The organism is Halalkalibacter oceani (assembly GCF_023715705.1).
GTDB lineage: Bacteria > Bacillota > Bacilli > Bacillales > Bacillaceae_D > Halalkalibacter > Halalkalibacter oceani_A.
Genome location: NZ_JAMBOS010000001.1, coordinates 58894 through 79515 on the forward strand (window position 1 = coordinate 58894; position 20622 = coordinate 79515).

At 45.1% G+C, this 20622-nt stretch carries 22 protein-coding genes and 2 pseudogenes; 18 read left to right on the forward strand and 6 right to left on the reverse strand.

Going from position 1 to position 20622, the window contains the following annotated elements; all coding sequences use genetic code 11:
• The first annotated feature begins 209 nt into the window (after nucleotides 1–209).
• From M3212_RS00315 to M3212_RS00345, 7 genes and pseudogenes are all read left to right on the forward strand, one after another.
• On the forward strand, nucleotides 210–1085 hold the full coding sequence (locus M3212_RS00315) for a DMT family transporter (protein WP_285873930.1): 876 nt from the start codon (nucleotides 210–212) through the stop codon (nucleotides 1083–1085).
• Nucleotides 1086–1234: 149 nt separating this feature from the next.
• A pseudogene (locus M3212_RS00320) lies at nucleotides 1235–1354 on the forward strand (calcium/proton exchanger); the annotation flags it as partial.
• Between the two features lie 193 nt (nucleotides 1355–1547).
• Nucleotides 1548–2134: pseudogene (gene cax, locus M3212_RS00325) on the forward strand (calcium/proton exchanger); the annotation flags it as partial.
• Nucleotides 2135–2324: 190 nt separating this feature from the next.
• On the forward strand, nucleotides 2325–3245 hold the full coding sequence (locus M3212_RS00330; protein ID WP_251191938.1) for a TetR/AcrR family transcriptional regulator: 921 nt from the start codon (nucleotides 2325–2327) through the stop codon (nucleotides 3243–3245).
• Entirely contained in the window at nucleotides 3221–4684 is a 1464-nt protein-coding gene (locus M3212_RS00335) for an MDR family MFS transporter (RefSeq protein ID WP_251191939.1), read from the forward strand. The genes M3212_RS00330 and M3212_RS00335 overlap by 25 nt, the downstream gene beginning before the upstream one ends.
• 170 nt (nucleotides 4685–4854) lie before the next feature.
• A complete protein-coding gene (locus M3212_RS00340; RefSeq protein WP_251191940.1) occupies nucleotides 4855–5655 on the forward strand; it encodes a M15 family metallopeptidase in 801 nt (266 codons plus the stop codon).
• A gap of 39 nt (nucleotides 5656–5694) precedes the next feature.
• Entirely contained in the window at nucleotides 5695–5934 is a 240-nt protein-coding gene (locus M3212_RS00345) for a hypothetical protein (protein WP_251191941.1), read from the forward strand.
• 176 nt (nucleotides 5935–6110) lie between these two features.
• Here the strand turns inward: M3212_RS00345 and M3212_RS00350 are convergent, their stop codons facing one another.
• Nucleotides 6111–6293, reverse strand: a complete 183-nt coding sequence (locus M3212_RS00350) for a hypothetical protein (RefSeq protein WP_251191942.1) — start codon at nucleotides 6291–6293, stop codon at nucleotides 6111–6113.
• A gap of 216 nt (nucleotides 6294–6509) precedes the next feature.
• Here M3212_RS00350 and M3212_RS00355 point away from each other — a divergent pair, with 216 nt between their 5' ends.
• From M3212_RS00355 to M3212_RS00365, 3 genes are read left to right on the forward strand one after another with little or no spacing between them, the layout of a single operon-like run.
• Complete coding sequence (locus M3212_RS00355) at nucleotides 6510–7745, forward strand: MFS transporter (RefSeq protein WP_251192230.1); 1236 nt, start codon at nucleotides 6510–6512, stop codon at nucleotides 7743–7745.
• Nucleotides 7746–7758: 13 nt separating this feature from the next.
• Nucleotides 7759–8049, forward strand: coding sequence for a hypothetical protein (locus tag M3212_RS00360; protein WP_251191943.1), 291 nt, complete (start codon nucleotides 7759–7761; stop codon nucleotides 8047–8049).
• A 57-nt stretch (nucleotides 8050–8106) separates the two neighbouring features.
• A complete protein-coding gene (locus tag M3212_RS00365; protein WP_251191944.1) occupies nucleotides 8107–10056 on the forward strand; it encodes a tripartite tricarboxylate transporter permease in 1950 nt (649 codons plus the stop codon).
• Between the two features lie 164 nt (nucleotides 10057–10220).
• Here the strand turns inward: M3212_RS00365 and M3212_RS00370 are convergent, their stop codons facing one another.
• From M3212_RS00370 to M3212_RS00380, 3 genes are all read right to left on the reverse strand, one after another.
• Entirely contained in the window at nucleotides 10221–11186 is a 966-nt protein-coding gene (locus M3212_RS00370) for a tripartite tricarboxylate transporter substrate binding protein (RefSeq protein ID WP_251191945.1), read from the reverse strand.
• 93 nt (nucleotides 11187–11279) lie between these two features.
• Nucleotides 11280–11918, reverse strand: coding sequence for a YitT family protein (locus M3212_RS00375; RefSeq protein WP_251191946.1), 639 nt, complete (start codon nucleotides 11916–11918; stop codon nucleotides 11280–11282).
• 231 nt (nucleotides 11919–12149) lie between these two features.
• On the reverse strand, nucleotides 12150–12314 hold the full coding sequence (locus tag M3212_RS00380; protein ID WP_251191947.1) for a hypothetical protein: 165 nt from the start codon (nucleotides 12312–12314) through the stop codon (nucleotides 12150–12152).
• Between the two features lie 182 nt (nucleotides 12315–12496).
• Between M3212_RS00380 and M3212_RS00385 the strand changes: the two genes are divergently transcribed.
• On the forward strand, nucleotides 12497–13612 hold the full coding sequence (locus M3212_RS00385) for a hypothetical protein (RefSeq protein WP_251191948.1): 1116 nt from the start codon (nucleotides 12497–12499) through the stop codon (nucleotides 13610–13612).
• Nucleotides 13613–13689: 77 nt separating this feature from the next.
• On the opposite strand, the gene M3212_RS00390 is transcribed toward M3212_RS00385, so the two are convergent.
• Together M3212_RS00390 and M3212_RS00395 are read right to left on the reverse strand one after the other, a co-directional pair.
• Complete coding sequence (locus M3212_RS00390; RefSeq protein ID WP_251191949.1) at nucleotides 13690–13878, reverse strand: hypothetical protein; 189 nt, start codon at nucleotides 13876–13878, stop codon at nucleotides 13690–13692.
• 77 nt (nucleotides 13879–13955) lie between these two features.
• Nucleotides 13956–14399 carry a hypothetical protein gene (locus M3212_RS00395; protein ID WP_251191950.1) on the reverse strand — a complete coding sequence of 148 codons (444 nt, stop codon included), beginning with the start codon at nucleotides 14397–14399 and terminating at the stop codon, nucleotides 13956–13958.
• Between the two features lie 174 nt (nucleotides 14400–14573).
• Here M3212_RS00395 and M3212_RS00400 point away from each other — a divergent pair, with 174 nt between their 5' ends.
• The 7 genes from M3212_RS00400 (at nucleotide 14574) to M3212_RS00430 (ending at nucleotide 20618) form a co-directional block, all read left to right on the forward strand.
• Nucleotides 14574–15545, forward strand: a complete 972-nt coding sequence (locus M3212_RS00400; RefSeq protein ID WP_251191951.1) for an aldo/keto reductase — start codon at nucleotides 14574–14576, stop codon at nucleotides 15543–15545.
• A 183-nt stretch (nucleotides 15546–15728) separates the two neighbouring features.
• Nucleotides 15729–16364, forward strand: a complete 636-nt coding sequence (locus M3212_RS00405; protein WP_251191952.1) for a helix-turn-helix transcriptional regulator — start codon at nucleotides 15729–15731, stop codon at nucleotides 16362–16364.
• Nucleotides 16365–16662: 298 nt separating this feature from the next.
• The gene (locus M3212_RS00410) at nucleotides 16663–17754 is read left to right on the forward strand and encodes a TRAP transporter substrate-binding protein (RefSeq protein ID WP_251191953.1); all 1092 of its coding nucleotides are present in this window, start codon (nucleotides 16663–16665) and stop codon (nucleotides 17752–17754) included.
• 69 nt (nucleotides 17755–17823) lie between these two features.
• Entirely contained in the window at nucleotides 17824–18336 is a 513-nt protein-coding gene (locus M3212_RS00415) for a TRAP transporter small permease (RefSeq protein ID WP_251191954.1), read from the forward strand.
• A complete protein-coding gene (locus tag M3212_RS00420; protein ID WP_251191955.1) occupies nucleotides 18333–19601 on the forward strand; it encodes a TRAP transporter large permease in 1269 nt (422 codons plus the stop codon). Before M3212_RS00415 ends, M3212_RS00420 begins: the two co-directional genes overlap by 4 nt.
• A gap of 24 nt (nucleotides 19602–19625) precedes the next feature.
• A complete protein-coding gene (locus tag M3212_RS00425; RefSeq protein ID WP_251191956.1) occupies nucleotides 19626–20093 on the forward strand; it encodes a RidA family protein in 468 nt (155 codons plus the stop codon).
• Between the two features lie 48 nt (nucleotides 20094–20141).
• A complete protein-coding gene (locus M3212_RS00430) occupies nucleotides 20142–20618 on the forward strand; it encodes a RidA family protein (protein WP_251191957.1) in 477 nt (158 codons plus the stop codon).
• Nucleotides 20619–20622 lie beyond the last annotated feature (4 nt).

Below are 20622 nucleotides of genomic sequence, written 5' to 3' on the forward strand. Positions count from 1 at the left end.
CAATTACTCCCTTCTATTAAGTCGTTTATCGACTTAAAAACACGTTTTTTATATATTAGACACCACTTGTTTCTCATTGTAAAGTTTTTTATAAGGCAGGAAGGCGGTAGAGGGAAGAAGACGTTTGTCAAAATCTGCGAGCAAGATTGGCGACAGAATTACCTCTGGATTTCTGGGAAATGAGGGGAGAGGATCATTTGAATGCCACGATGGCCCTGTTATGTCTGATATGGGGATTTAATTTTGTTGTAATGAAGTTGGGAAATGGCGTCTTTCCTCCAGGAGAGTTTGCGGCATTGAGGTTTTTGACTGGCTCCTTCGTGCTGATAGGGGTGTGCTTGTTAAAAAAAATCCCCCTTCCGAATAAAGCGGATCTAAAATGGCTTGTTCTATGTGGGCTGTTCCAGACGGCCTATTTCAATATCGCGATTCAAATATCGCTTACCTACATTAGTGCCGGTCTAACATCGGTTATGACCTACAGTATGCCGCTTTTTTTATCAATTATGGCGCATAAGTGGCTTCCCGGTGAACGATTAACAACGGGCAAGACTTTCGGCATTATAATAGGCATTGCCGGTTTATGTCTTGCTATGAATGTTCATGTTGGGGGCTCATTTTGGATTATGCTGCTGGCGTTAAGCTCGGCTATTTCCTGGGCAGTTGCTAATTTGCTTTTTAAATTGAAATTAAAGCATTGTGATACGGTGCAATATACGACTTGGCAAATGGTAATCGGGTCTGTCGGTTTATTCCTATACACGCTTTCCTTTGAACATGGGGAAGCGCAGTGGGGTCTAATGCCGGTCGTCTATATATTGTTTTCTGGCGTAATTGCCTCGGCGCTTGCTTTCGTCATGTGGAACCATGCATTAAGACGGACGGAAGCGAGCAAGGCTTCCATTTCCTTGCTGCTCGTACCTATCGTCGGTGTGATCTCCGGCTATATCTTTTTAGACGAAAGCTTAAGCGTCGGCACGTTAGCTGGAATATCACTCGTACTTGCAGGGATATGGATTGTGAATAGGAAAAGCGCCCAGGAAAACCGGGTGAAGATAAAGCCGAAAATCGGCAAAGCCCTCTAGGAAACGTATAACGGAGCGGACGCTGTTTCAGGAGCCCGGGTCAAAAGGTTGATGATCGCCTTTTAACCCGGGTTTTTCCTATGCGCTTTTTTATTTCAAAAGGGAAGCCCGAATGGATAAAAAAGGAGGGACAGGTTAAATACTAATTGGGATGGAGACGAAAGCGTCAGAATTATAATGTGTATGATGCCCGTCATAACTCCGGACTCCTGATGTTTGCCGTAATCGTTGCCTTTGTCATACCCGAGGTTTTTTCGATGACGATGAACCCGGCTAAAACAGAGGCCACTGAAAACTTCCTTTTTCGTAACTCGAAGAAGAGTAATGGCTCCGCGCGTTGCGCGCCTTGCTTCGAGAAACCCACTCGTAGCAAGGCTTTCAAAATCAGGCAACGGCTACGCTCATTACTAAAAAGCTGCTGAAAAAGTTAAAATTGTACTTTTTCAGCAGCTTCCTAAAACATTGTCTTTAAGTGTTGGGATCTCCATCATTTTAATTCTCTTATACGTGGCCGCCCTGATGTTCCGCTTAGTGACCCATCGTGGGGTTTACCAGCCAACGGAGCCGGAGAATAGCGAGCATGAAGAACCCGAGTGGAAAAAGGGGAAGGCGATGATCGTCCTCGCTTTTGCCACAGCGGCGGTAGCTTACGTCTCTGAGGCGCTTGTTCATACGTTTGAAGAAGTGGCGGAAACATTCGGCTGGACGGAGCTGTTCATCGGCGTGATTATTGTCGCGATTGTCGGGAATGCCGCTGAGCATGCCTCTGCTATTATTTTTGCTTTTAAAATAAAATGGACATTGCGGTTGAGATCGCAATCGGTTCTACTTTGCAGATTGCGATGTTCGTCGCACCGGTTCTCGTCCTGTTTTCTTTGTTTTTGCCTGAGAAAATGCCTCTTGTTTTTACGCTGCCTGAGCTGATCGCGATGGTCTCGTCCGTGTTATTAATGACCGTCATTTCGAATGACGGCGAGACGAACTGGTTTGAAGGAGCAACCTTGCTTGCAGCCTACATCATTATGGGAATTGGCTTTTACTTGCTCTGATGCGGAAGAACAAGCAATCAAATTGGCCAATCCGATCTCAGTCATTAAAGAAAAATAAATGTAATTACTTTACAAGAAGAGACGTTCCTTATATAATCAGCATGGTAAAACCAATAAGTTTTTTGGAAACTGTTTAGTTTTTTGACGGGGATTTTTCCGGATAAACAGCAAGGAAGGTAATGAAAAAAAGATGAAGAGGAAAATCATTTTAACGGCGATTGATTGTTTTTCAAATGAAGGTTTTTTCTCGACGTCGATGCAGCGGATCGCCGAAGAGTGCGGGATGTCGAAGGCAACGCTTTACAAATATTTTGAATCGAAAGAAGACCTTTTGCTGCAGGTATTTGAATTTACGTTGCTTCAAATGCTGGAAAGAGAAAAAGGCATTCAGCTGGATCATTCCTTGCCGAAAAAAGAGCGTTTGCGGCAGCGCATTCTGGTGGAACTGCAAGAAAACAAAGAGTATCGAGCCTTTTTGAATGTGATTTTCAAGGTGATGCCGATCCGTCAAAACCCGCGTGTGATGGCCTTAATGAAGCGGACGAAGGCTATCTTTTTTCATCTTCACCGCGACTATCTGCTCGACGCCTACGGGGAAGAAGTAAAACCATATCTTTGGGATCTTGTGATGTTGTTACAAGGAGCGATTCGCGAGTATATTCATTTGCTGGAGGACGAGCAGAAGCCGGTAAACAAAGAGGATGTCGCGACTTTGCTGGCGACTTATCTGGATCAGATTATTACGGCCAAAGAGAAGCCGCGCCCGGCGTTGTCGCAGGTGCTGATGCATGATTATGAAAGCATTCAGCCCGGAATGGAGGCGAAATCGACGGATCAGCAAATCGCTGAAGCGCTGATGCGCATACAGGATAAGATCGTTAAGGCGGAGATAAGTCGGGCGGAAATGGAAAAAACAAAGGCTGCGTATGATTCGCTGAGAAAGGAATTAACAGTGGATGAGCCTGAGCCATATTTAATTGAGGCGCTTTGCCTGTTCATTAACAGCCGGATTGAAATCAAACAGGAAATGTCGAGGATTCTTGAGCTGGTGGGAGAGCGGGATTTAACTAAAGAAGGTGTAGAAAAATGGATACAGCCCAAGTATCAGTAGAAAAGATAAATAGAAAACCATTAGTCATTGTATTGTTAGTCGGTTCGTTTCTAGCAATCTTAAATCAGACATTGCTGACAACAGCTTTGCCTCATTTTATGAACGATCTGCAGATTACAGCGAATACAGGGCAGTGGCTGACGACGATCTTTATGCTCGTCAATGGGATTATGATCCCAATCACGGCCTTTTTAATTGAAAAATATACGACGAGAAAGTTATTTTTGACGTCGATGTTCCTGTTTGCGTTAGGAACGCTGGTGTGCGCGCTTGCTCCGACTTTCTCCTTTTTAATGGTCGGGAGAATTCTCCAGGCCGCCGGAGCGGGGATTATGATGCCTTTAATGCAAACCGTATTTTTGCTGATCTTTCCAGTTGAAAAAAGAGGGGCTGCTATGGGGATGGTCGGTCTTGTCATTTCTTTTGCCCCGGCCCTCGGACCGACGCTTTCAGGCTGGCTCGTTGAACATTATCACTGGTCAAGTCTCTTCTGGGTTGTATTGCCGGTTATCGTCATTGATATGATCGCCGCCTATTTTGTATTGCGAAATGTGACGACACTTCACAATCCGAAGGTCGATATGCTTTCAATCATTTTGTCGACTTTCGGATTTGGCGGTCTGCTGTTTGGGTTCAGCTATGCCGGGGCACACGGCTGGATGAGTGCATCCGTTATTCTGCCAACGGTTGTGGGAGTCATTTCACTTGTCTGGTTTATTTTCAGACAGCTGAAGCTGGAACAGCCAATCCTGGAGTTTCGTGTATTTAAATACAAGGTTTTTACGTTGACGACCGTTATCGGCATGGTTGTCTTTATGTCGCTGATTGGCGGCTCGACGATTCTGCCGATTTATATGCAGGATATGCATCATTTCACGGCTTTGGATACGGGGCTGATGCTATTGCCTGGAGCGGTCTTAATGGGGCTGATGTCGCCAATTACCGGAAGGATCTTTGATAAGATCGGAGCAAGGGCACTGTCGATTGGCGGCTTGGCGGTTATTTTTGTGACGACGGCTTTATTTACCAACTTAACAGCGACGACGAGCTTTGCCTATCTATCCATTATTTACGCGCTGCGGATGGTCGGACTGGCCATGGTCATGATGCCTGTCACAACAGCGGGAATTAATGTTTTGCCACGGAGACTGATTCCGCATGGTACAGCTATGAATAATACGATGCGGCAAATTGCCGGGGCGATCGGAACGGCGATTTTGATTACGATTATGACGATGTCGGCGTTGGATCCGCAAGTGACTGGCGATGTCGACATGGCAATGATCCACGGTGTCAATGTCTCCTTTATGGCGGCAACTGTGCTGTCGCTTATCGGTTTAATTCTTGCCTTCTTCATCAAAAAACAAGACGAAGAACAGCCAAAAGAGGAGCCGGTGCAAGTGAAAAGCCAAAAAAAACGTCCGGTTCCGGAAGGATAAAGAGCAAGGAAACAATTGTGGTCATTTCGGGGGTTGTACCAAAGGGAAAATCAACCTTTTGGCGCAGCCTCTTTTTTAGGTTGTTAGGACGAGTTTTGGATAGAGAGTTTAAAAACAGCTAAAAAAGAGGTAGTATAGAATATAGTTTGAATTTGTGGAGGGAGGATCATATGAAAAAGCCACTGATCGTAATAATAGGGATTATCAGCTTGTTTGTTGGACAAGCTTGTGATCAGCAGCAATCCACGACCGATCAAGATTCCCCGATGCTCTCCTCTCATACTGAGCAAGCAGAGGGTAATGAAGCAGGGGAAGCCTCTGCGGGACCGGACTCCGAGCAGAACGAGGAGCCGGGAATCGAGGTAGTAACCGATCCGCAAAGTGTGGCAGTACTTGTTAATGAGGAATATGCATTAATGGATGGCTATGAACCGGACGACCTGGTTTATCCTGATATCCCATTTATCTTTGAAGAGAAAGTGGAAAAACGCTTAATGCGGCAGGAAGCAGCGGACGCTGTTGAGCAATTGTTCGCCGCCGCAAAAGACGATGGCATGACCTTGCTTGGTGTCTCGGCTTACCGCTCGTATCAAACGCAAAAGAGCCTGTTTGATTATTATGTTGCTCAAGACGGGGAGGAGCTCGCGCGTACATACAGCGCTGTGCCCGGAACAAGCGAACATCAAACCGGTTTGGCGATTGACGTCGTCGGAGAGGATTTAAGCTGCGCAGTGGAAGACTGCTTTGCTGATACAGTTGAAGCAAAATGGCTGGAGGAGAACGCTGCCGACTACGGTTTTATCATCCGCTATATGGAAGGGAAAGAGGAATTGACGGGCTTCAAATATGAACCGTGGCATTTGCGTTATGTCGGGGTCGAAATGGCGCAGGAAATCACGAAACTCGGCGTCACGCTTGAGGAATACATGAATGCCGTTCCTGTATCTGATCAAACGCCAATAGAGAACTAAATATCAAATCTGGTTTTGTATTGAAGGAAGGAGTTTACGATGGGAAACATTCAAGTAAAGCAAACATTTCTTGAGCTTGAATTCGATCATAATGAATCGACCAATTTTTCTTCAATCCTGGCCGAGACGATTTTATATGAACGCGAATATGCGAATGATCAGGTTCTCGTCCATCAAGTTTTACCTCTGTCCAGTATGGATCAGGAACACAGAAAGGTTTTAGTGATTCTTAATATAACCAGGGATCTAAATAATTTGGGTGAAAAAATTTCTTATTAGAGAGGCTGGACAAAAGGTTGTTTTTTTAACCTTTTGCCCGGCCTCCAAGCAATGAGCGGAACCGCCATGATCTTTTAAAGCCCGTTGTGAGTGGGTTTCTCACAACGGGCTTGTGGCGTGTGAAGCCATTGCCAGTAGGTCCAAAGCTAGTTTTGTCTCAAGCTTTTTTTAACCGATTAGTCCTGCAAGGCGTTTAATGTCTGCTGCAACGTATCAGATGTTGTCGAATGATGCTGCCCGTTATGGCGTCCTTTCATCAATCCGTAAGCCGCCCCAACCCCGATTCCTACTCCGACTAATGAATACATAAGAGCTTGACCGCTCTTCATCTTATGGTTTTTTCTCATTTCAAACATCATGACATCAGCTCCTTCTTACAAGTAAGTAATCAACAGACTACTCTACTCACTAGTTTGTCTGAAATCCGCTTCTTTACACTGGAGGTCCTTACCAATCATGCTTCTGGAAATTATTTGGACGTAACGTTTACGCGAAAAGGGACAAAGTAGAAAGGAAGACAACAAGTGAGCTGTAAGGAGCGTGGGTGACGGGTGGTCGAAAAAAAGCATAACGGGATGCTGGTCGTGGCGATTGGCTCCATTCCTTTAATTATGACGTTAGGTAATTCTATGCTTATTCCTATTTTGCCAAAAATGGAAACCGAGCTGAATATTTCAGCATTTCAAGCGAGCTTGACGATCACAGTTTTCTCCATCGCCGCTGCCATTTTCATCCCGATTTTCGGGTATTTGTCTGACCGCCTAACACGGAAAAGGATCATTATTCCGGCTCTGAGCTTGTATGGCATTGGCGGACTGTTGGCGGGTGCGGCTGCGGCGTGGTTTGCCAATCCTTTTATCTGGATTATGGCAGGCCGCGTTCTGCAAGGAATCGGTGCGGCGGGAACGACGCCAATTGCGATGGCCTTAACCGGCGATCTATTTAAAGGCGGGCAGCAAAGTAAAGTATTAGGTCTTGTCGAGGCATCAAATGGATTTGGAAAAGTCCTTTCGCCAATTGTTGGGTCGTTATTGGCGCTGCTTGCCTGGTACGGACCGTTTTGGGGCTTCCCTGTCTTTGTTCTTGTCTCTTTGTTGTTAACGGCGTTCTTTATCAAAGAGAAGAAAAAGAAAAAAGAGCCAATGCCTTTTGGTACATATGTGAAAGGACTTTTTTCTGTCTTTAAGCATGAAGGACGCTGGCTTTTTACCGCTTATTTAGCAGGAGCAACCTGTCTTCTTACATTGTTCGGGATTTTATTTTATTTATCGGACGTGCTGGAGACAACGTATCATATTGATGGCGTGCTAAAAGGATGTATTCTGGCGATTCCTCTTTTATTTATGATGACGACCTCGCTCATTACAGGAAGTAAAATCGGAAAGCATCTGCCGCGAATGAAGCTCTGCATTATGATTGGCTTCCTGCTGATGACGATTTCATTTTCAACATTGGTGTTTTTTCACAGGCTTGTGCCGTTTATTGCCATACTTGTGATCAGCAGCGTCGGTACTGGGCTTGTCCTGCCATGCCTTAACAGCCTGATAACCGGCTCGGTCGGGCAGGAAATGCGCGGGTTTGTTACGTCGTTATACGGCTCGGTCCGTTTTTTAGGAGTGGCGGCGGGTCCGCCTTTGTTTGAAATGTTAATGAACTGGTCACGTACCGGAATGTTTTTGTTGACGGCGGGGCTGACGCTGCTGCTGGGGCTCCTTTGTTTACTATTCATTCATGTGAAAAAAACAAAGCCAGCAAAGTCAGATGACTCAGCTCATACGTTATTTAAAAAATTTCAATTGACGACTGAATAAAGGGGGTTATTACATGCAGCTTTACTTTTCTCCGGAATTTGTGAAAGAGGATGCTCAAGTATTGAATGTCGTGACTGATTTAAATAAACCAGTTGGCTATTTGGCGTTTTTACTGGAGCAGGACAAAAAGAAAATGTATGTGTACGGGCAGCTTGCCGAAGAAGGGGTCAGCGAGGATTTTAAAGATCTGGTCACGCCCTATATTCAAGGGTTGACCAAGTTAAAGCCGGAGCTGGAAGTGATGTCTTACTTGACCGTTGGCGGAAAACAGCTTGAATTAAAGCCGGACGATAAGGAGGAATAGCACACATCGCTTTTTGGGTGAATATCATACCCTAGTCTTGAGAAGTGGAGGCAGGGTATGGATATTTTACTGCAATTGTTTGACATTCGGCATCTTTTGATGCTCGTACTCGGTTTATGTCTCGGGATCGCCGTGGGAGCCTTACCTGGCCTGACACCGACAATGGGAGTGGCTTTAACGATCCCCTTTACTTTTTCACTCGGGGCAACAGATGGCTTGATTCTGCTTGGCGGGATCTATTGCGGCAGCGTGTTTGGTGGCTCGATTCCGGCCATTCTTTTTAATGTGCCCGGCGCGCCTGCATCGGTGGCGACTACGTTTGATGGCTATCCAATGGCGCAAAAGGGCAAGGCGAGAAAGGCGTTGGAGCTGGCGACGATTGCTTCCTTTGCCGGCGGTGTGATCGGGATGATCCTGCTCGTATTTTTTGCCCCTGTTTTAACGGAATTTTCTTTAGCCTTTGGCCCGACGGAAAGCTTCTGGATCGCCCTGTTCGGCATTACGGTCATCGCTGTCATTTCAGAGGGGGGAGCGGCGAAGAATATGCTCGGCGGTTGCCTGGGCATTGTCCTTTCCTTCGTCGGAATTAGTACTGTGACCGGAACGGCCCGCTTTACCTTTGGAATCGATAGCTTTGTTGGCGGGTTTCATGTTGTCGCGGTGCTGATCGGCTTATTTGCTATTCCTCAGGCTTTCCGAATGATTGAAGACCTGTCAGAAGGTAATCAAAAAATCAAACGACATAAACAGACAACCGCTTCGTCTATCCGTCAGTCATTTGGCGATGTGTTAAAGCGGCCGAAAGCAGTGACAATCGGAAGCGGAGTCGGCGCCCTTATCGGAATGCTTCCGGGCGCGGGTGGCAATGTAGCGAGCGTGCTTGCTTATAATGAGGTGAGGCGTTTTTCCAAACAGAAAAACACGTTTGGAAAAGGCGAAAAGCAGGGGATTATCGCTTCGGAAAGTGCCAACAATGCGATGGTCGGCGGTTCATTAATTCCGTTACTGACATTGGGTATTCCGGGCTCACCAACAGCCGCGATCTTTCTTGGCGGCTTGTTAATTCATGGCATTTGGCCGGGGAGAAGCCTGTTTGTCGAACATGCCGATGTGGCGTATACATTTATTTACAGCATGATTCTTGCCCAGTTCTTTTTGCTCGTTCTCGGCTTATTGTTAGTGACCCATATCGCCAGGCTAACGAGCATCCCGGCCTATTATCTCGCCCCGGCTATTTTGTCATTGTCAATCATCGGAGCCTTCACAACACAGAATAGCATGTTTGATGTTTATACGGCTGTTGTGCTGGGACTGATGATGTTCGTGTTGCAAAAGTTCCAGTTTTCACCCGCACCGATCGCCTTAGGGTTTATCCTTGGCAAAATTGCTGAAGAAGGGCTGCTTCAAGGGATTCAAATCGGCGCGGCTCAAGGCTCTCCCTGGTTGTACTTTTTTAGTGGAACGTGGAATGCCTTACTTTGCGGCTTTATTTTGGTAACAGTGGGAGTCGCTATCTATCGTGGGCTGAAAAACAAATCCACTCAAGAGGCAGCACGGGAGGCAAATCAGGGGCGTGACTACTGGGCTATCAGCGGCTGGTTCACAGCGGTTGCTGTGGTGACGGTGTCTCTGGTTCAGCTTAACAGCCTGCCGTTTGAGCTGCGGGTGTTTCCTCAGCTGACATTTGCTGCGATGCTCGGGTTTCTTTGTTACAAAGCCGTTCAGGTGGTGAAACGTCCAAGAACGAGAAGATCGTTCGCACTAGATTACTCTGTGGTGATCTGCCTCGCTCTCGTCACCGTTCTTTGTTTTCTGACGAATCTGCTCGGCTTCTATAGCCAAACCTTTTTATTAATGCTTCTCGTGCCACTTTTCGTTCATCTGCGAAAATGGGAGAAGCTGCGGCCACTCCATTTCTTATTCGTCTCATGCCTGTTCACTGTGGCGCTCTACGCTGTTTTTACTCTTTTTATTAAAGTGCCTATCCCTGTCATTCCTCAACTGTAAATCGGCATGGTTTCGGGACAATGGCACAAGCCCGTTGTGAGGAAGCTGCTGCACTTTTTCAGCAGCTTTTTCGTAATGAGCTGCGAGTGGGTTTCTCGGAACCAAGGCACAACGCACGGAGCCATTACTCTTCTTCGAGTCAGTGGCCTTCTCCAACGGGTCTTCTATTCGATATTGATCCGGTCAATCAGCTCGGTGTACTCAACTGTTCTTTTCTCCATTTCCGAAACAACCTCAGCGCGATCCATAATCAGCATGTCGGCCCCGGCTGTTTCCATTTCCTTTAAGAACTGTTCATCCTGCAAAAGCTGCAAAAAAGCTTCCTCCAGCATCGTGATAATCTCAGGCGGTGTACCTTCCCTGGCGGCGATGCCGCGATCCGTGCTCATCATGACATCAGGAAAGCCCAACTCGTTAAAGGTCGGGATATCGGGGGCGAACGGGTGGCGCTCTTCTGTCGCGATCGCCAGTGGCAAAACGTCATCACCGAGCCGGTAAATATCCGAGAGATTCCCAGCGACGACGTCGGTATGACCACCTAATAACGATGCAATCGCGTCAGCGGCTCCCTGAAAGGGGACATCCTCGACATCGATGCCAGCGGCCTGTTCCAACAGCAAAATAGCTAAATGCTGCCCAACGAACTTCCCGGCGTTGCCGACCGTAATTTGTCCGGGGGCGGCTTCTGCTTTGCTGATCAGGTCGTCAAGGCTGGAAAAGGAGCCGTCGTTTCTTACGGCAAAGACGGTTGGATCACCGCCCCAGTTCACAAGCGGTTCAAACGTTCCGGCATCGAAGGAAGTCTGGCCAACGAGTGGCTGGGTGATAATATGTGGGAGGTTATAGACAGCCAACGTATAGCCATCCGGTTGAACGGTCGAAAAATAGTTCCAGCCAACCTGACCGCCTCCGCCTGGTTTATTAACGATGACAAGCTCTTGTCCTAAATAGTCGTTTGCATATTTGGCCATTATTCGAGCCTGCGTGTCCGTTGCAGCCCCGGGTGAAAAGGAAACAACCAACTGAATGCTCTTAGTTGGAAAATCAGAGGTCGTTTCTTCTGTACAGCCGGCCGCGAAAAGAAGACCAGCGCAGAAAAAAAGAGACAGGAGTAGCTTGTTCCACGTCATCACTACACATCCTTTATCGATGATTTCATCATTGATAAGTATGTGTGAGCGCTCTGTTTTACAAGTTGTCTCTTTGTAATTTTGCCGCTGTTGTTATCTTTTTTTTCGGAGGGCCGGGGATAGCGGCTTGGTCGCAGCAGGAAGCCGGATATTATAAATAAGGTCAACGACCCTGGTCGATAATCCTTGAGAAATGATGGCCTGAATAATAATCAGCCAATCGATGATCGAAGCGGTCAGAATAAAAATCGAACCATTAAACAAAAGCAACGGCTTACCCGGGGGAATATTGCGGTGATTGGCGACAATCAGCGCCAGAACGCCCATTCCGCCGTTGGATACATTTTGCCGCAGCAGAAGACCGACCCCACAGCCGAGCAGAAGGGACCCAATGAACAGATCCAGCCAGACATTGCCTGACGGAGACTGCCAGGTCATCGTTTTTTCAAGAATATACATCGTCAGGGAGGTGACGGAAATGCTAAACATCGTGCCGATTGCACTGGCATTGCCGAGCCACTTAATCGCGACAACCAGCATCGAAAAATTAACAAACCAGAGCGCAAAGCTTAAAGGAATGTGAAACCAATAATGCAATAAAACCGCCAGACCGCCGGCACCGCCGGAAGGGACGGCGTGAGGAAATAAAAAGATACTCATCGCCACGCCTTGCAGCATCCCTCCACATGCCACGAGACTGTATATTTTCAGATTATTCATCGGTCCAATCATTCTTCCCGCCAAGAGGATCAATCGAGATAGAGCGAAGTCGTTCCATAACAAAACATCCTTTACGTTTTTTGGACTGGCTCTATCAATTTATGTGTGAAACGCAAAGAATAGTACGAAATGTCGATGAGAACGAGCGGCTTTACCTTTCCGGTTGAAGGTAGGATTGGGTTCCAGCCGGAATTCATTTGTTAAGCGAGTGGGAGAGTTCGTTACGACCCGCACAACCATTTGCTATTCAACCGGGCGGCTGCGCAAATAAATCCAGGCAGCGATGCCGAGGTTGATAATCCCGACGATGATAAACAGCCAGGAAGAGGACCCGGCGACAAAACCGCCGCTGATCCAAAGAACGGCTGCGAGAAACAAGCCGATGCTTAATGGGGGAATGTTTTTCATGAGCGATAACTCCTTTCCTGTCCTATTGATCATATAGCAGGATTCTAATGCGGCGCAAGGGGAAGAAGGGGAAAATGTTTTTGCTAGAATAGTAGTCGATTTGCCGGTGATCGATTATACTAGACATAGTATACGCTCTGTTGCGACTGTCCGATTAAAAGGCAAAGAAATGGTTGAGATCGATGAAACGAATTTCGGAAGCATTAGAAGAAAAAGAGATTATTAACGCGGCGATTATTCAACATGTGAAACAATACATCCACAAGAAGTACCCTCAATACTCTTCCCAGGAGAGAGCGCGGGTTTTTGCAAAGGCTCTCCAGCAAATGATTGAGCAATCCCTTCCAGATTATGACGAAGAAGCCAAAGTGCTTATTCGCTCGCGCTTGCTGCAGCGCCATATGTCAGCGTCGTCCTTTCAGCTTACTGCCTTACATATCCTTGAAGCGAGTCTTGAAGTCGTCCCGGCCATTGACTCGAAAGCGGAGCTTCTCCAATGGCTAAAAGAAAAAACGCCTATCCAAGGTGAACTGCTCGAAAGCTTAGTAGAGGAATTACTGGTGGAATCCCTTCCTGAAGAGCCAGCAGCAGCCAGTGAGGAGCCGCCACCTCCGCCTATCCGTGAAAAGAAAAGTCCGAAGAAGCTTCAGCCAAAGATGCTCGCTTCCGTTTGTACCGTGATAGCGGGACTCTTGCTCGTTTTTTATCTCTTTTCATCGCCATTTTTGAAGGAGGATGCAGCGGACGTTTCTCACCAGCTTGAAGGGGAGACGGTGGTGGCGGAGCCGCCTTTGGAGGAAGAGGCGGTGACAGGGCCGCCAAATGCGTTGCCGGCGAACTTGCAGTTTCAGCTAATCAATGAAAACATGCTACACGAATGGCTTACCGGCCGCGACTCGCTGCTGGCGGACGAACCTTATTTCTCGGCGATTTTACAAACGGCTCAAGAATTCAATGTTCATCCGCTGTTATTGTTTGCGATCACCGGCCAGGAGCAGGGATTCGTTCCGCGAACGCATGAACGAGCGGAGACAATCGCCAATAATCCGTTTAATGTGTTTCATAGCTGGCAGGATTTTAATACAGATGTGAAAGAATCAAGTGAAATAGCGGCAAGAACCGTCGTCAATTTGAGTGAAAACAGACCGCCGGATATCGATCCGATTCAGTGGATTAATCGAAAGTACGCCGAGGACGAAAATTGGTGGCGCGGTGTCCGAGCTCTTTTTGAACAGCTGCGCCGGGATGTTCAGCAAATTGAGCAGCATATCGGGAAGGAAGCGGACATTGCCTCGTAAACAGACGGCCGCAAGCCCGGCTCAGAATTATGCGAGCAGGAAGGAAGCAGCTTTCTGCCCGCATGTAACGTCACTTGCTATATTTGCCTCGGTCGGTTCATCCGGTATTTGATTAAGGAAAGGATCGAAAGGATAAGGAATACCCCGCAAAGCACGGTGAAGAAAATACGGAAGGCATTTTCATTTACATACGAGCTGATCCCGCAGGCGAGGGCGGCGATGAAATACACAAGACTGTAAAACAGGTGCTTATTCGGTTGTCTCATAATCAATCACCTCCTTTTTCTTTCTATACCCGGATTTCAAAAGCGCTTAAACGTTTGCTAAAGGCCTGGAATCATGATTAAACGAGCTCGGAATGCGGGTTTAAAAAGTTGGCGAGAATTCGATTATATTTCATTTTAAAGGCGTCAAGATTTTCCCTCGTGAGCAAGCCAAAGCCAAATACATAAATAAGATCGGAAGTGGAGTGCTGGTGATTGATCACTTCTTCAATGGTATAAAAAGAAGCCTCCCGAATGGAAAGTTGGTCACGAACGGCTTTCTGCCGGAAGACCTCTCGTTTTTTCTCCAAGGCTTCAGTACAGATGACCGCATACACACAAAAGAGATTCATCTGTGATTTTGTAATGTGGATTTCATGGCGCTGATCGGACGGGATGCCGGCGAGATATTCTTCTTCAAATTCCTTTTTCGGCTTCATCGAACGAATGGTAATTAGTTGTCGATCGCTGCTGGTCTCATGCTGCCGGTGCACGGTATATTCATTCACGGCTACAAGTTTCATTTTCCTGCCTCCTGACTGTCATTGTTTCTATTTCGCTCTTGAAGTAGATATAACCGATTTATCATTTTGTTAATCATAAAGTCGCAAAGGCAGACGCTAATCGCTTGTAACCCCTTACATATGTTGTATAATGATATTGCATAAAACTGCTGTGAATAAGGAGAGGTGAAGCTGGTGGAATATCAAACAATTGGCAGAACGGGGATTAAAGTTTCAAGCTTATGCTTTGGTACGATGTCATTTGGTGGCGTAGCGGACGAAGAAACGTCGAAAGCAATGTTTAAGCGTTGTCGTGAAGCCGGAATTAATTTTTTTGACTGTGCAAATGTTTATAACGATGGTGCGGCAGAGGAGATTCTTGGTCGCTGTATCGAAGGAAGCCGCGACGAGCTGATTTTGACAACCAAGGTAAACGGTGCCGTCAAAAAAGGAGTCAACAACCGGGGATTGTCGCGGCGCCATATTACGATGGCGATTGAAGACAGCCTGCGCCGTTTAAAAACAGATCGAGTCGAATTTTATTTTGTTCATGCCTTTGATCCAGATACGCCAATTGAAGAGACGCTATCAGCGATGGATGATCTGCAACGTCAGGGGAAAATCTTATATCCCGCGGTCAGCAACTGGGCTGCCTGGCAGATTGCAAAAGCGTTAGGTGTGTCGGCCAAGGAGCATCTGGCCCGCTTTGAATGCATCCAACCGATGTATAACCTCGTGAAGCGCCAGGCAGAGGTTGAAATATTACCATTGGCTCAATCCGAACAAATGGGTGTGATTACATACAGCCCACTTGGAGGCGGTCTTTTAACCGGGAAGTACCGGAATCCAAGCGGAAGCGGGCGCCTTGTCGAACAGGATAAATACCGAATCCGCTACGGAGAAAAAAGTTATTTTGAAATTGCCAATCGCTTTGATGAATATGCAAATGATCATGGAGTGGCACCTGCTTCGCTCGCGGTAGCTTGGGTTATGGCTCACCCCGCGGTGACCGCGCCGATTATCGGTGCGCGTAATCTGGAGCAGTTGGAACCATCCCTTGAAGCGTTGACGATTCAACTGACGGAGGAGCAGCGCAATGAGATTTCACAATTATCTCCGGCGCCGGCACCACCGACCGACCGGCTGGAGGAAGCGGTTAATAGGTAACTAGAATGCTTTAAAGAGACAGGAGCGTGTCTTGCCGCTGTCGCTGTTGGAGGATATGCCAAAGGGAGAATCACCTTTTTGGCATATCCTCTTTTATTGATATTGAAATAAATCTAAATAAATTTTATAATAAATAAATAAAAAAAATTATAATCTATTTATAGAGAGTGACGTGGTAGTAAATTGGAAAACGTAAGAGATGATTTTGAATTTCTGACATCGCTAATTCGTGGAATTGCAGCACAGTTTGGCAACCGGTGTGAAGTGGTGTTGCATGATTTAACAGGAGATTATGACAGTACAATTGTGGCGATTGAAAATGGTCATGTTACAGGAAGAAAGGTTGGCGATCCGGGAAGTAATTTAGGCTTGGAAGTGTTAAGAGGGACCGTGAAAGAAGGGGACCGGTATAATTATTTGACACAAACGAAGGACGGAAAATTATTAAGGTCGAGTACGATTTACTTGCGTAACAGTAAGCAGGAGACGATAGGATCTATTTGCATCAACTTTGATATATCCGATTTTATGATGGCGGAAAATGCCATTAAATCGCTGACTCTGCGTGACACAGACCAGGAAGTGAAAGAGGTGTTTGTCAACGACGTCAATGAGCTGCTCGATTTTTTATTACAGGAATGTCAAAATGAAATCGGCAAGCCGGTCTCTCACATGTCCAAAGAAGAAAAAATGCAGGCAATAGAGTTTCTCGATAAAAGAGGGGCATTTTTAATCAAAAAAGCCGGTGATAAGGTCTGTAAATTTTTTGATATTTCGAAATTCACGTTGTATAACTATCTTGATGATATCCGATCATAAAGAAATTTTTGAAAAGAGGGAGTCCCTACAAATTAGGGACTCCCTCTTTTCAGCTTTATCAAACAGTGAAAGCGCTTCAAAAAAAGTGTTTGACAATTCAAAATAACACCTTATAATAAAAATAAATAATTTTTAGCTTATATAAAAATTATTTATTTTTCCGGGTAGGAAATCTGACAAATGTATTGCTGGAGACTCATTTAATTCTTATGATGGATTCAGAAATTAAGGAAAGGAGGTAATTTGCAGCAGGAAAAAATTCGTTTGAAAAAGCTGATTAAAAAATGGAGGGGTTAAGGTGAAACAATTAAAAAGTAAGTGGATACTGGGAATGCTTCTGATTGCTATTATTGTATTTCTTGCAGCATGTGGAAGTGATGATACTACCTCTGGTGAAGAGGCAAATGACAATTCAGAAGAAGAAAATTCCCAATATTCAGAAAGTGGAGGAAGTTCTGAAGGTTATCAGGGAGAGTCGTTTTCATGGCGAATCGGTTTTAATACGCCAGAAGGCTCCGTACGAGATGTAGCTGCTCAGAAGTTTAAAGAAGTTGTTGAAAGCAAAACAGATGGGAATGTAACAATCGAAGTCTTTGCAGGCGAAGTGTTAGGAACAGAGCAAGAAATGGTCGAGCAAGTGCAAGTAGGGGCGTTAGATTTTCAATTAGCCGGTATGGGTGGAATGTCAAACATTATTCCGGAATATTCGATTCTTGCTCTACCGTTCATGGTAAATAATTTTGAAGAAGCTTACGCTGTGCTGGATGGTCCAATCGGTGATGAGTTAAAGGCAAAAGCAGAAGCAAGCTCATTTAAAGTGTTAGCTCACACTGATTTAGGATTTGCGCAAATTACAAACAATGTTCGTCCAATTCAAAGTCCAGAAGATTTATCGGGAGTCAGAATGCGAAGCCCTAATGAAGTGACTTCCATTAAAACCTTTGAACAACTAGGAGCGTCAGTCTCAACAATGCCTTTCACCGAAGTTTATTTAGGCCTGTCACAAGGTGTTGTTGATGGCCAATTTAATCCTTTAGATGCAATCTATGAAAATAACATGCATGAGGTTCAAGATTACTTGGCGTTAACAAATCACTTTTATTACCATGTTAACTTCATTATGAGCCTTGACTTATGGAACAGCATTGACCCTGAATTGCAGACTATTATTCAGGAAGCAGCTGATGAAGCACGGGATGCTTCAAGAGAATTCACTCAGCAGATGGATCGAGATATGCTCGATGTCCTTGAAGGTGAGTTTGAAGAAATTACGACACCGGACCTCGATGCTTTTAGAGAAGCTGTACAGTTGTCAGAGTTTGAGGATGTTATCCCGGCTGAGTTTATTCAGGAAACTGTAGACTTTCTTGAAGAATACCGTGGGAATTAACCATTAAGCTTAAGGGGTGTTTCAAATTGGTAACACTGATTTGGAACACCCGATAAAGGGGAAATCGCTGTGAGCAAAAAAAAGCAAATTGGAGCAAGGCTAGTTGATCAAATTATGAGGGCAATTGATACTTTCTCTAATGTACTAATGGTGGGGTTGACATTGGTCGTGTTTGCAGAGGTATTGAGTCGTTATATTTTTAATTTTCCAATCAAGATCACAGGAGAGCTGACACAATTAATTTTTCCTTGGCTTGTCTTTATGACCACGATCGCTGTTACGCGTAATGATGATCACTTAGCCATTCATTATTTTCGAAACAAGTTGAAGAAAGGATTGCAAAAAATTGTGGTTGTCTCTATGAAAGCAATCATGCTTTTTTTTACCATTTTCATGTTTATTTCAAGCTACGAATTGGCGCAAGCAGTTATTAACCAGCCAATGCCTGTCTTACGGATATCAAAAGCCTGGCTCTATTCTTCATTAACAGTTGCCTTCTTAGGGGTTTCGATTATTATTTTGTATCAAATTATTATGATTATCTTAGATAAAGAGACATGGGCAAAGGGGGAACTGCAATGATTTGGCTGATGATAGGTGGGTTTTTCCTCATGATCATTCTCGGGATGCCAATTGCTTTTGCAATGGGTTCATCGGCACTTCTTTATATCATGATTGAAAATATTCCACTTTCGATGGTTGCACAGCGCTTTTTTTCAAATAGCCAGTCTTTTGCCTTTTTAGCAATCCCCTTTTTTATCTTAGCGGGAAATTTAATGGTTCACGGAAATATTGCCAAACGGATTATTGATTTAGCGGATTCGATGGTTAGACAGTTACCGGGTGGGCTTGGTTGTGTCTCTGTTGTAACGAGTATGGGGATGGCCGGAGTCTCAGGTTCTTCTGTTGCTGATGCAGCGTCAACGGGAAGTGTATTGATTCCCGAAATGAAAAGAAAAGGGTATACTTCCTCTTTTTCCGCTGCTATTAATGCTTCTAGCTCTGTAGTCGGCATTATTATCCCGCCAAGCAGTACGATGATTATTATCGCTTGGTTAGCCAATTTGTCAGTGGCTGAGATGTTTCTAGCCGGAATCATTCCGGGTGTGTTAATTGGTCTTACTTATTTAGTCGTTACAATTATTATTTCTGTTAAAAGAGACTACCCACGTGAAAAACGGGCGACATTAAAAGAATTTTTAATAACGGTTAGAAGAGCTTTCTGGGCTTTGATCCTTCCTATTTTTCTAATCAGTGCAATTGTTTTTGGGATTGCAACAGCAACGGAGGCTGCTGCTTTATCAGCTGTTTATGCCTTCTTAATTAGTGTTTTCATTTATAAATCATTAAATTGGAAGCAGACGATTGCTGCTTTACGGGAGAGTGTCTATTCGACAACAGTCGTTATGATGATTGTCTGTAGCTCCTCGATTTTCACATGGGTGTTGATCAGGGAAGGGGTTCCACAGTTAATTTCCGACACATTGTTAAGTCTTGGATTATCTGACTGGACTCTACTTTTAGTGCTTGTGGCTATTATGCTGGTCGCCGGTATGGTGATGGATTTAGTACCAAATTTGTTTGTTTTTATTCCGATCTTCTTTCCCATTGCTGAGGGATTAGGAATGGATCCGATTCATTTTTCGATTGTGATGCTTTGTTCGTTTGCATTAGGATTGTTTACTCCACCGGTTGGTACAACGCTTTTTATTTCGTGTCACATTGCCAAAATTGGCATAGAGGATACGTATAAGGATTTAATTCCTTATTTTATTGCAGGGGTTGTCGTTATTTTACTTATTACCTTTATTCCTGCTTTAACCCTTTGGATACCAAGCTTATTTTAAAACTAAATTAGAAGGATGATAAATATGTCTCAGGTTGAATTGAAATTGCAAGAATTAGGGATTGAAATCCCTGAACCACAAAAGTTGAATTTACCATTTGTTCCAGCAAAACAAGTAGGAAATCTTATCTATACATCGGGGCAGGATTGTCGAGTGAATGGTGTACTGAAGTATGAAGGAAAGGTTGGTTCGGATCTGAGTGTTTCAGAAGGATATGATGCAGCCCGACAAACGATGATCAATTGCCTTGCTGTTTTGAAAAAACAAATCGGTGACTTAGATAGAGTGAAACAGGTCGTTAAGCTGCTCGGTTTTGTTAACTCGGCCGATGGTTTTGTTGAACAGCCGTATGTTATTAACGGTGCCTCGGAGTTGCTCGAAGAGGTCTTTGGTGAGAAGGGGAAGCATGCACGATCGGCGATTTCAGCGAATGAGCTGCCTTTCAATACCCCGGTGGAAATTGAGATGATCGTGGAAGTAGAAGTTGATTAATAGAAGGTTTACGTGCTTCAAAATTTAACAACAAGGGTGAATAATAATATGTCAACTGTATATTCTGTCGAAAATAAATTGAAAGAAATGGGAATTGTATTGCCAGATGCGCCAAAACCGGCAGCTATCTATATCCCCTCCAAGCAAACTGGAAATCTGGTTTATACATCGGGTCAGGATTGCCGAGTAAACGGAGTGCTGAAGTATAAAGGAAAGGTTGGTTCTGACTTGACTGTTGAGGAAGGGTATGATGCAGCCCGGCAAACAATGATCAACTGTCTGGCCGTCCTTAAAGCGCAAATTGGTAATCTTGACAGGGTAAAGCAGGTTGTTAAGCTGCTGGCTTTTGTCAATTCGGCAGATGGCTTTGTTGAACAGCCGTATGTCATAAATGGAGCCTCGGAACTACTGGAAGAAGTTTTCGGCGAGAAGGGGAAGCATGCACGATCGGCGATTTCAGCAAATGAACTTCCCTTTAATACACCGGTGGAAATTGAGATGATTGTAGAAGTAGATTCAGAGTGATAGG

Excerpts from the sequence above, each read along its gene's own strand:
- M3212_RS00390 (WP_251191949.1), bottom strand. The coding sequence starts at position 13,878 with ATGAGACAACCGAATAAGCACCTGTTTTACAGTCTTGTGTATTTCATC.
- M3212_RS00355 (WP_251192230.1), top strand. The coding sequence starts at position 6,510 with ATGCTGGTCGTGGCGATTGGCTCCATTCCTTTAATTATGACGTTAGGT.
- M3212_RS00330 (WP_251191938.1), top strand. The coding sequence starts at position 2,325 with ATGAAGAGGAAAATCATTTTAACGGCGATTGATTGTTTTTCAAATGAA.
- M3212_RS00380 (WP_251191947.1), bottom strand. The coding sequence starts at position 12,314 with ATGAAAAACATTCCCCCATTAAGCATCGGCTTGTTTCTCGCAGCCGTT.
- M3212_RS00350 (WP_251191942.1), bottom strand. The coding sequence starts at position 6,293 with ATGATGTTTGAAATGAGAAAAAACCATAAGATGAAGAGCGGTCAAGCT.
- M3212_RS00345 (WP_251191941.1), top strand. The coding sequence starts at position 5,695 with ATGGGAAACATTCAAGTAAAGCAAACATTTCTTGAGCTTGAATTCGAT.
- M3212_RS00315 (WP_285873930.1), top strand. The coding sequence starts at position 210 with ATGGCCCTGTTATGTCTGATATGGGGATTTAATTTTGTTGTAATGAAG.
- M3212_RS00370 (WP_251191945.1), bottom strand. The coding sequence starts at position 11,186 with ATGACGTGGAACAAGCTACTCCTGTCTCTTTTTTTCTGCGCTGGTCTT.
- M3212_RS00335 (WP_251191939.1), top strand. The coding sequence starts at position 3,221 with ATGGATACAGCCCAAGTATCAGTAGAAAAGATAAATAGAAAACCATTA.
- M3212_RS00395 (WP_251191950.1), bottom strand. The coding sequence starts at position 14,399 with ATGAAACTTGTAGCCGTGAATGAATATACCGTGCACCGGCAGCATGAG.
- M3212_RS00360 (WP_251191943.1), top strand. The coding sequence starts at position 7,759 with ATGCAGCTTTACTTTTCTCCGGAATTTGTGAAAGAGGATGCTCAAGTA.
- M3212_RS00430 (WP_251191957.1), top strand. The coding sequence starts at position 20,142 with ATGTCAACTGTATATTCTGTCGAAAATAAATTGAAAGAAATGGGAATT.
- M3212_RS00375 (WP_251191946.1), bottom strand. The coding sequence starts at position 11,918 with ATGATTGGACCGATGAATAATCTGAAAATATACAGTCTCGTGGCATGT.
- M3212_RS00340 (WP_251191940.1), top strand. The coding sequence starts at position 4,855 with ATGAAAAAGCCACTGATCGTAATAATAGGGATTATCAGCTTGTTTGTT.
- M3212_RS00425 (WP_251191956.1), top strand. The coding sequence starts at position 19,626 with ATGTCTCAGGTTGAATTGAAATTGCAAGAATTAGGGATTGAAATCCCT.
- M3212_RS00385 (WP_251191948.1), top strand. The coding sequence starts at position 12,497 with ATGAAACGAATTTCGGAAGCATTAGAAGAAAAAGAGATTATTAACGCG.
- M3212_RS00420 (WP_251191955.1), top strand. The coding sequence starts at position 18,333 with ATGATTTGGCTGATGATAGGTGGGTTTTTCCTCATGATCATTCTCGGG.
- M3212_RS00365 (WP_251191944.1), top strand. The coding sequence starts at position 8,107 with ATGGATATTTTACTGCAATTGTTTGACATTCGGCATCTTTTGATGCTC.